Source organism: Lacticaseibacillus rhamnosus (assembly GCF_900636965.1).
Taxonomy (GTDB): Bacteria; Bacillota; Bacilli; order Lactobacillales; family Lactobacillaceae; genus Lacticaseibacillus; species Lacticaseibacillus rhamnosus.
Genome location: NZ_LR134331.1, coordinates 1,543,437 through 1,557,480, shown reverse-complemented (window position 1 = coordinate 1,557,480; position 14,044 = coordinate 1,543,437). Strand labels below are relative to the sequence as shown.

Below are 14,044 nucleotides of genomic sequence, written 5' to 3'. Positions count from 1 at the left end.
TCAAGTTCCGGAACGCCACCGTTATGGCAAAGTAAAACACAAGGTGGTACCGTGTCCGCACCCTTCGAGCAATCGAGGGGTGCATTTTTTTAGAGCGCGAACAGGAGCGCTAAGCAATCGGAGTGTAAGTGGCCTTAAGCCTAAATGGCTGGGCTTTGGCCATTTAGGCTTAAGGCCCTTACACGGAGATTGCCGCGACTGTAAGCGCGTTTTCGCAGTAGTATCAGCGGGGATGTGTCATACATACTCGCCTGCCGAGCCCAACAACCAACACAACCACCTACCACCAAGTTTCCGAGCGCTTTCAATCACCACCCACCCATCACAGTCTTAAGACTACAGGAGGCACCTCATGAATTATCAACGTCCAAAAGGCACAGCCGATATTTTACCTGGCCAAAGTGAACGTTGGCAGCAGGTTGAAGCTGTTGCCCGCAAAATTTTTGCCCAATACCAGTACCGCGAAATCCGCACCCCGATTTTTGAAAATGTTGATGTTTTTTCGCGCAGTGCCGGCGATACCAGTGATATTGTGACCAAAGAAATGTACACCTTCGAAGACAAAGGCGATCGCATGATGGCATTGCGTCCAGAAGGCACTGCCGGCGTGGTTCGCGCCTATGTTGAAAACAAATTATACGGACCTGAATACGCGAAGCCATACAAGGTTTACTACATGGGTCCGATGTTTCGCTATGAACGTCCGCAAAGTGGCCGCCAACGCCAATTCCACCAAATCGGCGTCGAAGCTTTTGGGAGTGATTCGCCGGTTTTAGATGCAGAAACACTAGCGTTAGCAAAACAGTTGCTAGAAGCGTTAGGCGCCAAACACCTTAAGTTCGTGATTAATTCTTTGGGCGATCCGGCAACGCGCAAGGCTTTTCATGCGGCATTGGTCGACTATCTGACGCCGTTTAAAGATGAACTTTCAGAAGATTCCAAAGTTCGGCTGGTTAAAAATCCGCTTCGTATTCTTGATAGCAAAGACAAACATGACCAGGAAATAGTAGCGGATGCGCCGTCGATTCTTGATTATTTGACTCCGGAAGCGCAACAGCATTTTGATCGGGTTAAAAGTCTGCTCACAGGTTTAGGCATTGAATTTGAAGTGGATGCGACAATGGTTCGCGGCTTGGATTATTACAATCACACCATTTTTGAAGTGATGTCGGATGATAAGGTCTTTGGCGGCGGGTATACCACGATCTTGGCAGGCGGACGGTATAACGGCTTGGTTGAGGAACTTGGCGGGCCGGAAACCCCCGGGATCGGATTTGCCATGGGGGTTGAGCGCTTGATGTTACTCATGCAAGGTGACCAGCAGCCGGTACAGCCGGATGCCTACATCGTCACCATCGACCAAGGTGCGGATCAGGAAGCTTTACAGATGTTAACCGCGCTTCGGCAACAAGGCTTTACAGGTGAGATGGATTACATGGGCCGTAAAGCCAAGGGACAGTTCAAAGCTGCCAACAAAGCCAACGCGAAATTAGTGTTGACGATCGGGGAAAGCGAACGAGAAGCGGGAACCGTGCAAGTTAAAAATATGGCGACCGGCCAGCAGAAGGCCTTTCCTCAAGCCGATGTATTGGCAGACTTTAGTAAAATTTATACACAAGTAACGGAGGCAAAATAATATGAGTAAACGCACCTGTTATGCCGGTGACGTCAATACCGACTATCTTGATCAGGAAGTCACACTAAAAGGATGGGTACAAAAGCGGCGCAGTTTAGGTAGCTTGATCTTTATTGACTTGCGTGACCGTGAAGGCATTGTTCAACTAGTCTTTTCCGAAGCAATTGATCGTGATGCACTGACAGTAGCTAATTCGGTACGTTCCGAATATGTCGTTGAAGTTCAAGGCGTCGTAAAAAAGCGTAAACCACAAGCGGTAAATCCGGAAATGAAGACCGGTGATATTGAAGTTGAAGTGCACGATATCACAATTTTGAACAAAGCCAAGACGCCGCCATTTTATATTGAAGACAACGTGGCCGTGACTGAAGAAACCAAGTTAAAGTATCGCTATCTTGATTTACGTCGCCCGGAAATGCAAAAGAACATTTTCACCCGCGCTCATATTATGCGGAGCGTGCATCACTATTTGGATGACAATGGTTTTATTGACGTTGAGACGCCGACTTTGACGGCTAGCACGCCAGAAGGGGCCCGGGACTATCTGGTGCCATCGCGTGTGTACCCAGGCAGTTTTTACGCCTTGCCGCAATCCCCACAGCTGTTCAAGCAATTATTGATGGGAGCCGGATTTGATCGGTATTATCAGATTGCGCGCTGCTTCCGGGATGAAGACTTGCGTGGCGATCGGCAACCGGAGTTCACCCAAATTGACCTTGAAACCAGCTTCCTTTCCGCTGAAGAAATTCAGGATATCACGGAAGGCTTAATCGCGCAGGTGATGCATGATGTTAAGGGGATTGACGTTGACTTACCGTTTCAGCGGATCACCTGGCAAGAAGCGATGGACAAGTATGGATCTGACAAGCCTGATTTGCGGTTTGACATGCAGATTCAAGATGTTTCCGATTTTGTGAAAGACTCAGACTTCAAGGTGTTTGCCGGAGCGGTTCAAAATGGCGGCCAGGTTCACGCCATTGTATTGCCTGGCGGGGCAGCCAAGTATTCGCGCAAAATGATCGACGCCCAACAAGATTACATTAAGCGTTTTGGTGCTAAGGGTCTGGCTTGGTTGAAGGTAACAGACGATGGCATTAGCGGACCGATTGCGAAGTTCTTTGGTGATGGGGCAGCATTAACTCAGGCTGTGGGCGCCCACACTGGCGATTTGGTCTTGTTTGTAGCCGATAAAGCAAAAGTCGTCGCTGATGCCTTGGGTTATCTCAGAACCCATTTTGGTCACGATCTCGGCTTGATTGATGAAAAGGAATTCCGATTCTGCTGGGTGGTTGACTGGCCGTTGTTTGAATATGATGAAGGCATTCAACGCTGGGTTCCGGCGCACCATCCATTTACGATGCCAAATGAAGAAGACGTGCATCTGCTCGACACCGATCCGCACGCGGCACATGCGCAAAGTTATGATATTGTACTGAATGGTTATGAACTAGGCGGTGGATCAATTCGTATTCACAACCGCGACATTCAGGAAAAAATGCTCAAGGCACTTGGCTTCACCCCTGAGCGTGCGCAAAAGAGTTTCGGCTTCCTGCTCAACGCGCTTGATTACGGTTTTCCGCCGCATGGTGGTTTGGCAATCGGGCTGGATCGGTTTACCATGTTGCTGACGGGTCGCGACAATATTCGCGATGTCATTGCCTTTCCGAAGAACAGTAAGGCCAGCGAACCAATGACAAGTGCACCATCTCCGGTAGCTGACATTCAGCTTAAAGATTTAGGGATTGAAGTTCGCCCTGATGTTGATCCGGAAAAAGAACATGAAGGCGACGAGAACCTAACCGAGTAAATCGACACTTTTAACGTCAAACAATTTAATTGCTGACAATCGAAACATCTCCGGCTATAATCAATAGTTGTGGAGGTGTTTTTTTATGTCAGATAAAATAAATCGGCCATCAAAAGCCAAATTGAAAAAACAGTTGTCACCAGAAGCCTACGCGGTGACGCAGGAAGCCGCAACGGAGCGCCCATTTACGGGGCAATATGACAACTTTTATGAAGATGGCATTTATGTAGATGTTGTGAGTGGTGAACCGCTGTTTTCTTCACAAGATAAATATGACGCCGGATGTGGCTGGCCCTCATTTACCAAACCCATTGCCAAGTTGGCCGAGCATCGAGATCAAAGCTTCGGCATGGAACGGGTTGAGGTTCGAAGTCCGCAAGCCGCCTCGCACCTCGGTCACGTGTTTACGGATGGTCCGGCTGCAGAAGGTGGGTTACGCTACTGCATTAATTCAGCTGCACTGCGCTTTATTCCGGTGGCTAAGCTTGAAGAAGAAGGTTACGGGAAGTATCGGCAGTTATTTGATAAGTAAACTTTAATAATCAATAAAGCTTGTCTGAATAGTGAGGTCAAGTTCCGTCTGACTTTGCACCGATTCATTGGCGTATGCCAGAGCTTGGAATTTGTGTGTCGCTCAATGGTTAAGATTTTGGGCGTGGGCGGTTGAAAAACGGGCTCATAGTTGCGGGGACCGCACATAAGGACTTGGGACCAAGGCCTGCCTGATACTGCTGCGAAAACGCGCTCACAGTCACAGAATGGAGTAGCATTACCTGTCCGCCCTTGTTATACTTGATCACGATATGATTAATGGGTGACAGGGAGCGGTTTTTGTAATGGAAGAAATTGATCGGCTAATTCGTCGGCATCAAAATTGGTCGCGGTTGTCTGCGGCCTTTTTTTACAGCATTTGTGTGGCAGTTGCGCTGAACATGTTTTGGGAGCCGGGTGGCGTTTTCGCCAGTGGTATCACCGGTGCGGCTCAGCTTTTGGCAACGATTGTGCGTAAGTGGTTTAACTTTAATATCGCGTTACCGTTTTTTTCGCTGGCAACGACTGACTTGTTTTCAACTGGGACGTTACTGTTCTTCCTGAATGTGCCGCTGTTTGTGTTGGCATGGAAGGCCATTGGACACCGGTTTACCCTGTTCACTTTCTTGGCGGTCATCTTTTCAACCATTATGATTCGCGTACTAGGCGTTTTGACCCCTTTGACAAAAGATCCAATTGTCTGCGGGATTTTCGGTGCGGTTGTCAATGGCTTAGGGACAGGCTTTGCGTTACGTAATAATATTTCGACTGGCGGGATTGATATTCTCGGCATTGTATTGCGTAAACGGACCGGACGCACAGTGGGAACGATTAACATTATGTTTAACGTCCTCATTATCTTTTTTGCCGGGTTCGTGAATGACTGGCCACATGCTTTGTATTCAGCGCTGGCAATTTTTATTAATGGCCGAGTTATGGACTCGCTGTATACTCGTCAGCAACGGTTGCAGGTCATGATCGTGACGGCGCGGCCAAAACAGGTGGTGCGGGAAATTCAAGGCTCGTTAAGACGCGGCATTACGATTGTGCACGATGCAGAAGGCGCCTTTCATCACGAAGAAAAGACGATTCTTTTCACCATTATTTCCCGGGCCGAGATGTACGATTTGGAACAAGCGATGCGTCACAGTGATCCGTATGCGTTTGTTTCCATCACTGATTCAGTTAAAATACTTGGCCATTTTTACGAGCCTAAAACGGATTAGCGAACATACACAAGATTGGAGTCGGCAAGATTTTTGCTGAAAACTCACTTTACTAGGCGGAATCAAAATAGTAATTGATTGTAAGCATGGCCGATGTTATACAGATCGGTTTGAATTCAAGGTTATCTTGATTAGGGAGGTCGTTTAATGTTAATCGGTGCCAACGTGAGTATGAAAGGCACGAAAATGTTGTTAGGCGCAGTTGAAGAAGCTGCAAGTTATGAGGCCAACACGCTGCAATTTTATACCGGTGCGCCGCAAAATACGCGTCGTAAGCCAACTAGCGAGATGAGAATTCCTGAAGGCTTGGCAGCGATGGCTAAAGATGATATCAGTCACCCAGTCATCCATGCCCCTTATATTGTGAATCTTGGGAACACAAAAAAACCGGCCAACTTTGAATTTGCCGTTCAATTCATGCAAGAAGAAGTTGCCCGGGCTGATGCACTACATGCGTATACGATGCCGTTTCACCCCGGCGCGCATGTTGGTGCCGGTCCTGAAGCGGCAATTGCTCAAATTATTAAGGGTTTAAATCGCATTATTGATCCTAACCAACATGTCACGATTGCGCTTGAAACCATGGCGGGAAAAGGCACTGAAATTGGCCGTTCATTTGAAGAACTGGCGGCGATTATCGATGGTGTGACTTATAATGAAAAGCTCCGGGTCACTTTTGACACCTGTCACACGAACGATGCCGGCTATGACGTAAAGGACGATTTTGATGGCGTGTTGAATGAATTTGATCACATCATCGGCATTGATCGGCTTAGCGTCATTCATGTTAATGACTCCAAGAACCCGCAAGGCAGCCATAAAGATCGCCATGCAAATATTGGCTTTGGCACCATTGGCTTTGAGGCCTTAAATCGAATTGCCCACCATCCAGCACTTGAAAAGCTACCCAAGATACTCGAAACCCCGTATGTCGGCCCTGATAAAAAACATCAGGTTCCACCATACGGGGCAGAAATTAAATGGCTTAAAACGAGTCATTTCCAACCAGAAGAATTACGCAAATTGATGGCTTAATGCGTCTCGGTATTGTCGAATTCATCAAGACCCATATGCTCCAAAATCAAGGTTGCTGTCTCTTCAATTGATCGGTGTGCGGTGTTAATCACCATGCAGCCGATTTTTTTGTATAGATCTTCAGCAAATTTAAGTTCCTGATTAACCTGATCGCGGGCTGAATAGGCTGTGTCCGGATTCAAACCATATTGAATCATCCGCTGCCGCCGAAATTCCATTAGGACCGATGCATCAGTAGTTAACCCGACAATTTTTTTCGGATCAACCTGCCAGATTTCTTCGGGAATGTGGGCATTGGGAACCAAGGGCAAATTGGCGACTTTCAAGTTACGATTGGCCAAGAATAAGGAAAGCGGGGTTTTGCTTGTCCGCGAAACCCCCAGCAATACAATATCGGCTTCCAGAAAACCCTTGGGATCTTTACCATCATCATACAAAACGGCAAATTCCATCGCCGATATACGATCGAAATAACGTTCATTAAGATCATGGACGGCGCCGGGAACATGGTTAGGTTCTTCATGCGTAATCGACTTAATGCCGCTCAAAATCGGTGACATTACGTCAATCGCAATGACCCCTTGATCTTTAGCATAATGCGTTGCTAGTTGGGCAAAACCGTCCGTAACAAACGTCATGATTGCCAGTGCGTTTTCCTTCTTGGCCTCATCAATGGCGCTATAAATTTTCTCTTTGGTGTGGATAAAAGGAAAACGGACATAATGTGCTTCAAATTCGGGAAACTGGGCTGCAACGGCTTGGGCAAGTCGCAATCCGGTTTCACCAACCGAATCTGACATAATATATAAATTCAGTTCTTGGGTCATAATGCCACCTCGCTACCTTAGATAACGCTATCATAGCATAATTTATTTGCGAACGTGTAGCTAAGCCTATTAGGTAAGGGCATAAACGCTTCGGTGCCATTTTATCGAAAAAGACGGCTCACCGGCGAAACTTAAGCAATAACATTGGTTGTTTATATAAAAATCTGAAATCGCTTATTGACGCGTGGTTAACAGTTTTGTATACTAATAAACGAACTATTGGCTATGATATCCGTCAGTGGTTACACAAGTGTCGGAGGGAGGGATATCACATGGCTAAGACAGTTGTTAAGAAAAACGAATCTCTCGATGACGCTCTTCGGCGCTTTAAGCGCACTGTATCCAAGTCGGGTACACTCGCTGAATACCGCAAGCGTGAATTCTACGAGAAGCCTAGCGTACGCCGCAAGCTGAAGTCAGAAGCAGCGCGTAAACGCAAGAAGTATTAATAAAGGACTTGGTGAATAGTGGCTTTAATGGATGAGCTTAATGCTCAGATGAAGCAAAGCATGTTAGCCAAGGACAAAGTGACGTTGAGCGTTGTCCGGATGTTGAAGACAGCCTTGGTCAATGAGAAGATCAAACTCGGCCACGACCTTTCGGAAGATGAAGAAAAAAGCGTTCTTGCAACTGAACTAAAGCAGCGCAAGGAAAGCGTTTCTGAATTTAAAAAAGGCGGTCGTTCTGATCTTGTTGAGGCAACCGAAGCTGAAATCAAGGTTGTGGAACGTTTTCTACCAGCCCAGTTGAGCAAAGATCAGGTAGCCGATATCGTTGATGCAACCATCAAAGAAGTCGGTGCAACTGGCAAGCAAGACTTTGGTAAGGTTATGAAGACGCTGATGCCCAAGGTCAAGGGCCAAGCTGATGGTGCACTTGTCAGCAGCGTGGTTAAAGAAAAACTTAGTTAACGACAAAGCCGGTGTTAGCACCGGCTTTTTTATTGTGTAACCATAGGCAATTCTGTCGAGAGTCCGGCGTGCAGATCAACTTTTGAAGTTTAGGCATTTGAGGCAATTTGAACCCTGTTGTTTAAAGCATGAATGGTTGTCGTTAGTAAAATTGCCAAGCAGTTTGACGCCAGTTTCAACCTAAACAAACAGATTTAACAATTTTAAATGCAGCTTGATGTTGATGGTGTTGAAGCATCATGAGTCACCTTGTTCGATTACTAAGATAGAAAGCAAGAGCTGGCGGAGTGGTGGCGGGCTCAGTGGTGAAATTGGTCTTAAGCGGAGTGGGCTTCTCCGCTTTAGACCAAGGCCGAGCTTCGAAACCGCGGTCTTTGCGGGTTCGAAGTCGTGCCCACCACGTTCCAGCCCAGTCACCGCGGAGCCAGCTCGGAGTAACGGAAATCACTTAATTAGAGTAGAACCGAGAAAAAGTTGACACTTACGTCCGTTTAAACGATTCTGACGCTACTTTAAAAATATGCTAAACTAAGACCATCATTCAATGCTTAAATTATTTGTTAGGGGGCCAATATTTGGCACAGGAGACCTCAGAGAAAATTTTTCGGTTTAGTAATCCTGATATGGCAATTAACCTAGTTGGGATTAATGACGCGAATTTAACGTTAATTGAAGAAGGCTTGAACGTCCGGATTTCGCCGTTTGGGGACGAATTACGCATCAGCGGTGAAGCCGAAGCGGTCAGCTTGACACTACAGCTGCTTGAGGCGGCAACTAAGTTATTGGCACAAGGCATCAAACTGTCACCTCAGGATATTGCTAGTGCGGTTGCAATGGCAAAACGGGGCACGCTCGAATATTTTGCGGATATGTATAGTGAGACCTTGTTACGCGACGCCAAGGGGCAACCGATTCGGATTAAGAATTTTGGCCAGCGTCAATATGTTGATGCCATCAAACATAACGACATTACTTTTGGCATTGGCCCAGCCGGTACCGGGAAAACTTTTCTCGCCGTGGTGATGGCAGTTGCAGCCATGAAGGCCGGCCAAGTCGAGCGGATTATTTTGACGCGTCCGGCCGTGGAAGCAGGCGAAAGTCTTGGCTTTCTCCCTGGTGATCTCAAGGAAAAGGTTGATCCTTATTTGCGTCCGGTTTATGACGCTTTATATGCAGTTTTGGGGAAAGAACACACCGATCGCCTAATGGATCGCGGCGTCATCGAAATTGCGCCATTAGCGTATATGCGTGGTCGTACGTTGGACAATGCGTTTGCGATTTTGGATGAAGCCCAGAATACGACTCAGGCCCAGATGAAAATGTTTCTGACGCGCCTGGGCTTTGGCTCGAAAATGATTGTCAATGGTGATGTGACGCAAATTGACTTGCCGCATAATGCCAAAAGTGGCTTATTGCAAGCGGAACAGTTATTAAAAGGGATTAGTCATATTGCCTTCACGCAATTTTCCGCACAGGATGTTGTGCGCCACCCAGTTGTCGCCAAGATTATTGAAGCTTATGGCAAACATGATTTACAGCTGCAAAAGCAAACGAAGGAGTAAACAATGGATTTAGAATTTTACGATGATGATCACTTGCTGGATGACCAGCATCATGAGCTGATCCAGAAGTTGGTTGCTTTTTGTGGGCAACAGTTGGCGTTACCTAATGATACCGAAATGTCGATTACCATTGTTGGGGATGATGCGATTCAAAAGATTAACCGGGAATATCGCGATACTGATCGCGCGACTGATGTGATTAGTTTTGCAATTGAAGATGGCGAGGATGACTTGCCCCTGATGCCTGGCATGGCAAAAAATATTGGCGACTTATTCATTGATCCCTTGACTGTTCGGCGCCATGCCAAAGAATACGGCCACAGCTTTGAGCGCGAGCTGGGGTATACGGTGGTTCACGGTTTCTTGCATCTAAACGGGTATGATCATATTAAACCGGAAGATGAAGCCGAGATGATTCCGCTGCAAAAGAAAATTCTGACTGCTTATGGCCTTACCCGATAAGCAAATCGGCAAAAACAAGCATTTTATTCAAAGCGCCCGCCACGCGCTCGATGGGCTGCGCGTCTTTTTTGTCGATGAGAACAATTTCAAACGCGAATTTGTTAGTGCAACATTGGTGATAATTGCCGGGATCTGGTTAAAAGTGCCGCCATTTTCGTGGTTCGTTTTGATTTTGGCGATTTTGTTGGTATTTTTAGGCGAACTGCTGAATACGATTGTTGAGAATATGGTCGATTTCATTATTGGCGAGCATTACGATCTGCGGGCAAAGAAAATTAAAGACATGAGCGCTGGTGCCGTGTTGATCGTTTCTCTGATTGCGGTAGTTGCCGGCATTTATGTTTTTGGACCGCCGCTGCTAGCGCTTTTGAGGAGTTGGTGAATGTTGTCAGTTTTACGTACCGCAGCCTTAGCCGCACGTGAGAATGCCTATGTTCCTTATTCGCACTTTGCCGTGGGTGCAGCTGTTCGCGTGGGTGAGCGGATTTTTTCCGGGGCAAATATCGAAAATGCCAGTTACGGGCTGAGCAATTGTGCCGAGCGGAGTGCGATTTTTGCAGCTGTGAGCGCCGGGTACACCCAGTTGGATGAGTTGTTGGTCATTGCCGATACAAAAGGACCGGTAGCGCCTTGTGGGGCGTGTCGGCAAGTTATCAGTGAATTTTTTGCGGCCGATGCGGTTATTACCTTGACCAATGTGCGCGGCGAAACGGTTCAAACGACCCCGCAGGCATTGTTGCCAGGCGCTTTTTCGAAAGGAGACTTACAGGCTTGAGTGAACACCATTCTGGTTTTGTCGCGATCATCGGGCGGCCAAACGTCGGCAAATCAACCTTCATGAACCGTATTTTAGGGGAAAAGATTGCCATCATGTCGCCTAAAGCGCAGACAACCCGCAACAAAATTAACGGGATTTACACTACCCCTGACGCCCAAATCGTTTTTGTGGATACGCCGGGCATTCACAAACCTAAAAACGAGCTGGATGATTACATGGATAAGGCCGCGTTATCGACGCTTAATCAAGTCGATGCTATTTTGTTCATGGTCGCAGCGGATGAGCAAAAAGGGGCAGGGGATGCGTATATTCTGCGCCAGCTTGCTGAAGTGAAGAAGCCGGTTTATTTGATATTAAATAAAATCGACTTGGTTAAACCGGATGATTTATTGCCGCTGATTGAAAGCTATCAGCATGATTATCATTTTGCACAAGTCTTCCCGATTAGTGCCACGATGGGGAATAGTGTGGACGAGTTGCTGAATTCGCTGACGGGCACATTACCAGAGGGACCGCAGTATTATCCGGAAGATCAGCTCACAGACCATCCTGAATATTTCGTTGTCGGTGAGCTGATCCGGGAAAAAATCCTTGAATTAACCCGTGATGAGGTGCCGCATGCAGTCGCGGTGCAGGTAGAGCGCATGAAGGACCGTGAAGGCGGCAAACTGCAAATTGAAGCGTACATTATCGTTGAACGTGATAGTCAAAAAGGCATTATCATCGGCCGCGGCGGACAAATGCTCAAACAAATCGGTATCCGCGCCCGTCGCGATATCGAAAACCTGCTTGGCGATAAAGTTAACTTAAAACTATGGGTCCGGGTTCAAAAGAACTGGCGCGACAACAATGCTTATCTTAAATCATTAGGTTATAACATGAAGGATCTGCGTTAATGGTCAAACAAACACAAACCTTTGAGGGGCTGGTGATGTCCCGTCAAAATTATCGTGAATCCGATATGCTGGTCAAAATTTTGACGGATCAGTTCGGTAAAAAAATGTTTCTGGTAAACCGGGCCCGCAAGCCCGGTTTTACTTTAGCTGCTGGCATTTTGCCCTTTACGCATGCGGATTATATTGGTGAGGTCCGCGATTCTGGACTGTCCTACTTGTCCGCTATAAAGAGCCCGACGCAGTATCGACAAATCTCCAATGATATTACCTTGAACGCCTATGCAGCCTATATCTTCGGCTTGCTCGATTTAGCCTTTCCAGACGGGCGGCCAGTCGGCTTTTGGTTCAAACAAGTCAAACAAGCCTTGCATTTGATTGACACCGGCCTTGACCCGCAAATTATCGCCAATGTGGTTGAAGTGCAAATGCTTAAAGCTTACGGTGTTGAACCCAATTGGCGCGGCTGTGTCATCGACGGCCGCACTGATTTGCCACTGGATTTTTCAGAAAGCTATGGTGGCTTATTGTGTCAGCAACATTGGGACAAGGACCCGCATCGACTCCACGCCAGTCCGCGCGCCATTTTTTATCTGCGACGGTTCAGTACGCTTGATTTGAGTCAGGTCAAGCGAATTGATGTGAAGCCCGCGACCAAAGCCGAACTCAAGCGAATTCTTGATGTTATTTACGCAGATATGGTCGGGGTGACGCCAAAAGCTAAGCGGTTTATCGATCAAATGAATCAGTGGCAGGATCGGTTGCCGGATCGTACAAAGTCAGAAGATTCGTCCAATAATGATCGTCCGCATATTTAATTGATTCAACTGATTGTTTTTATTCCTCGTTGTGCTAAGTTATAAGTAAGCGGTTACAGATTTGAGGTGATGCCTCTTGCGGAAATAGTGACAACTTTAACCGAAGACAATAATCACTTAATCAATTTTGTGAGAGGGGAATTTTAATAATGGGTGAATCACTACCAAAAGCAGTCAAAGTTTGGATGGCGGCAAATATATTAGCAATCGAGTTTGATAATGGGCAAACCAGATACCTGCGATCACATAATATTAAGGATTATATTTCGGCTTGGTCACTTAAAAAAGGTAAAGGCAAACGGGTTAACTTGATTTTGCCTCCGACATGGCAGTGGCTCGGTTCAAATGCCCGCATCGAAAAGGATGGTTCCGTCATTCTATTTGAAAAGGATAGCTATACGCCACAAGAACTTTGGAATAACAGTAAGGAACGTATCGACTTAGTGTCGGGTGTGAATTGATACAAGCAACCTTAAGACCAATCTAGCAAAGAAAATTAAATTGGTGATGAGAAAAGGGTCACATTCGTTCCAAACTCCGGCAAGTCAGGAAAAGTTTGAGCTTGATGGAAATGGTTTTGGAACGAATGACCAAGCGATGGAGAATTCGAGCTTCCTAAATAAATGGAGCCGCACAGAAGCGACCGTACGCCAAGGAGTGGTGAACGGTCGCATTTATGTTTAGGAGCCAGTCGCGTGCTTGATTTAAGTCAATTCTAGCGTGTAAATGATCGCGCTAAAAATTTAACCGACTGTATACATTTATTTTACACAGCAGTGATAAGATAAAACTATTCCTATCATGCTAGCAATTAAATGTACGTCAATAAAAACGAAATAAGGTTCATGTCAAGCCGGAACACGCATCTTTAAAAGATACAAACTCCACCGAAAAATTTCTATTATTAGAGGCTTACTGGACCATCATCCACGTGTGAAAAGAGGCTTTTTACTTTGAAAACCTTCTTTAAGATAATCATAGCTATTAGTATCATTGTAGACATCTTTGTCATCGCAAAGACGGGATTTGGCAGTACTGCGACGCTTGGAACAATGACTGTAACACTGGCTATTCTTTTCATCGCCAATTTCTATGACAGAAGAGGCTAGATCTATGAACAGCAGCAAAGGGAAACAGCATGCTAATCATATTCTGATGCTAAAGGCACTTTCGGTTGAGATTGGCCATTTTTCGCTTAAAGATGTTAACTTAAGCATTAACGCTGGTGATGTTCTAGGCGTGATCGGTAGTAATGGTGCTGGGAAAACAACGCTATTAAAAACGATTATCGGTATTCTCAAGCCAACTTCGGGAACGGTCTTCATTAAAAAAGGCACTGCGATTTCTATGGCATTTGATGATGGTTACATTCCGGAAAGCTTGTCAGCTAAAGACATTGACTATATTTTTCCCAAAATCTTTAAACGCTGGGATCGTGAAAAATATAGACAATATATCGATAAACTAAAAATCCCCAAGCAAACTAATTTTATTGATCTCCTCAATTTTCAAGTCAAGTGCAACGATGATAACGAATTCTTGATAGTGGTCTAGGCTG

The 14,044-nt window shown here is 46.2% G+C and carries 15 protein-coding genes and 1 pseudogene; 15 read left to right on the top strand and 1 reads right to left on the bottom strand.

Annotated elements, in window-relative coordinates:
* Positions 1–352 precede the first annotated feature (352 nt).
* The 5 genes from hisS to EL173_RS07970 all read left to right on the top strand — a co-directional run bounded on the left by hisS (position 353) and on the right by EL173_RS07970 (position 6,235).
* Positions 353–1,636 carry a histidine--tRNA ligase gene (gene hisS, locus EL173_RS07990; protein ID WP_005687671.1) on the top strand — a complete coding sequence of 428 codons (1,284 nt, stop codon included), beginning with the start codon at positions 353–355 and terminating at the stop codon, positions 1,634–1,636.
* A 1-nt stretch (position 1,637) separates the two neighbouring features.
* The gene (aspS, locus tag EL173_RS07985) at positions 1,638–3,443 is read left to right on the top strand and encodes an aspartate--tRNA ligase (protein ID WP_005689536.1); all 1,806 of its coding nucleotides are present in this window, start codon (positions 1,638–1,640) and stop codon (positions 3,441–3,443) included.
* 85 nt (positions 3,444–3,528) lie between these two features.
* Positions 3,529–3,975, top strand: a complete 447-nt coding sequence (gene msrB, locus EL173_RS07980; protein WP_005689535.1) for a peptide-methionine (R)-S-oxide reductase MsrB — start codon at positions 3,529–3,531, stop codon at positions 3,973–3,975.
* Positions 3,976–4,279: 304 nt separating this feature from the next.
* Entirely contained in the window at positions 4,280–5,200 is a 921-nt protein-coding gene (locus EL173_RS07975) for a YitT family protein (RefSeq protein WP_005687668.1), read from the top strand.
* Positions 5,201–5,347: 147 nt separating this feature from the next.
* Positions 5,348–6,235 carry a deoxyribonuclease IV gene (locus EL173_RS07970; protein WP_014571351.1) on the top strand — a complete coding sequence of 296 codons (888 nt, stop codon included), beginning with the start codon at positions 5,348–5,350 and terminating at the stop codon, positions 6,233–6,235.
* Here the strand turns inward: EL173_RS07970 and EL173_RS07965 are convergent.
* Positions 6,232–7,062: a pyruvate, water dikinase regulatory protein gene (locus EL173_RS07965; RefSeq protein WP_005687666.1), complete on the bottom strand. Its 831-nt coding sequence runs from the start codon at positions 7,060–7,062 to the stop codon at positions 6,232–6,234. The two genes, EL173_RS07970 and EL173_RS07965, sit on opposite strands and share 4 nt — an antisense overlap.
* 272 nt (positions 7,063–7,334) lie before the next feature.
* On the opposite strand from EL173_RS07965, the gene rpsU reads away from it, so the two are divergent.
* The 10 genes and pseudogenes from rpsU to EL173_RS07915 all read left to right on the top strand — a co-directional run.
* On the top strand, positions 7,335–7,511 hold the full coding sequence (gene rpsU, locus EL173_RS07960) for a 30S ribosomal protein S21 (protein WP_005687665.1): 177 nt from the start codon (positions 7,335–7,337) through the stop codon (positions 7,509–7,511).
* A 27-nt stretch (positions 7,512–7,538) separates the two neighbouring features.
* Entirely contained in the window at positions 7,539–7,973 is a 435-nt protein-coding gene (locus tag EL173_RS07955; protein WP_005687664.1) for a GatB/YqeY domain-containing protein, read from the top strand.
* A 575-nt stretch (positions 7,974–8,548) separates the two neighbouring features.
* Complete coding sequence (locus EL173_RS07950; RefSeq protein WP_005715422.1) at positions 8,549–9,535, top strand: PhoH family protein; 987 nt, start codon at positions 8,549–8,551, stop codon at positions 9,533–9,535.
* A gap of 3 nt (positions 9,536–9,538) precedes the next feature.
* Positions 9,539–9,997, top strand: coding sequence for an rRNA maturation RNase YbeY (ybeY, locus tag EL173_RS07945; RefSeq protein ID WP_019728323.1), 459 nt, complete (start codon positions 9,539–9,541; stop codon positions 9,995–9,997).
* Positions 9,981–10,379, top strand: a complete 399-nt coding sequence (locus tag EL173_RS07940) for a diacylglycerol kinase family protein (protein WP_005687661.1) — start codon at positions 9,981–9,983, stop codon at positions 10,377–10,379. Before ybeY ends, EL173_RS07940 begins: the two co-directional genes overlap by 17 nt.
* A 3-nt stretch (positions 10,380–10,382) precedes the next feature.
* Positions 10,383–10,772: a cytidine deaminase gene (locus EL173_RS07935; RefSeq protein ID WP_005713928.1), complete on the top strand. Its 390-nt coding sequence runs from the start codon at positions 10,383–10,385 to the stop codon at positions 10,770–10,772.
* Entirely contained in the window at positions 10,769–11,671 is a 903-nt protein-coding gene (era, locus tag EL173_RS07930) for a GTPase Era (protein ID WP_005689526.1), read from the top strand. Before EL173_RS07935 ends, era begins: the two co-directional genes overlap by 4 nt.
* Entirely contained in the window at positions 11,671–12,486 is an 816-nt protein-coding gene (gene recO, locus EL173_RS07925; RefSeq protein ID WP_020752238.1) for a DNA repair protein RecO, read from the top strand. The genes era and recO overlap by 1 nt, the downstream gene beginning before the upstream one ends.
* Before the next feature lie 149 nt (positions 12,487–12,635).
* Positions 12,636–12,947: a hypothetical protein gene (locus EL173_RS07920; RefSeq protein ID WP_005689524.1), complete on the top strand. Its 312-nt coding sequence runs from the start codon at positions 12,636–12,638 to the stop codon at positions 12,945–12,947.
* A gap of 652 nt (positions 12,948–13,599) precedes the next feature.
* Positions 13,600–13,986 (top strand): annotated as a pseudogene (locus EL173_RS07915) (ATP-binding cassette domain-containing protein); the annotation flags it as partial.
* Between the last annotated feature and the right edge of the window lie 58 nt (positions 13,987–14,044).

Coding starts and splice junctions, on each gene's coding strand:
- hisS (WP_005687671.1), top strand. CDS start 353: ATGAATTATCAACGTCCAAAAGGCACAGCCGATATTTTACCTGGCCAA.
- aspS (WP_005689536.1), top strand. CDS start 1,638: ATGAGTAAACGCACCTGTTATGCCGGTGACGTCAATACCGACTATCTT.
- msrB (WP_005689535.1), top strand. CDS start 3,529: ATGTCAGATAAAATAAATCGGCCATCAAAAGCCAAATTGAAAAAACAG.
- EL173_RS07975 (WP_005687668.1), top strand. CDS start 4,280: ATGGAAGAAATTGATCGGCTAATTCGTCGGCATCAAAATTGGTCGCGG.
- EL173_RS07970 (WP_014571351.1), top strand. CDS start 5,348: ATGTTAATCGGTGCCAACGTGAGTATGAAAGGCACGAAAATGTTGTTA.
- EL173_RS07965 (WP_005687666.1), bottom strand. CDS start 7,062: ATGACCCAAGAACTGAATTTATATATTATGTCAGATTCGGTTGGTGAA.
- rpsU (WP_005687665.1), top strand. CDS start 7,335: ATGGCTAAGACAGTTGTTAAGAAAAACGAATCTCTCGATGACGCTCTT.
- EL173_RS07955 (WP_005687664.1), top strand. CDS start 7,539: ATGGATGAGCTTAATGCTCAGATGAAGCAAAGCATGTTAGCCAAGGAC.
- ybeY (WP_019728323.1), top strand. CDS start 9,539: ATGGATTTAGAATTTTACGATGATGATCACTTGCTGGATGACCAGCAT.
- EL173_RS07940 (WP_005687661.1), top strand. CDS start 9,981: ATGGCCTTACCCGATAAGCAAATCGGCAAAAACAAGCATTTTATTCAA.
- recO (WP_020752238.1), top strand. CDS start 11,671: ATGGTCAAACAAACACAAACCTTTGAGGGGCTGGTGATGTCCCGTCAA.
- EL173_RS07920 (WP_005689524.1), top strand. CDS start 12,636: ATGGGTGAATCACTACCAAAAGCAGTCAAAGTTTGGATGGCGGCAAAT.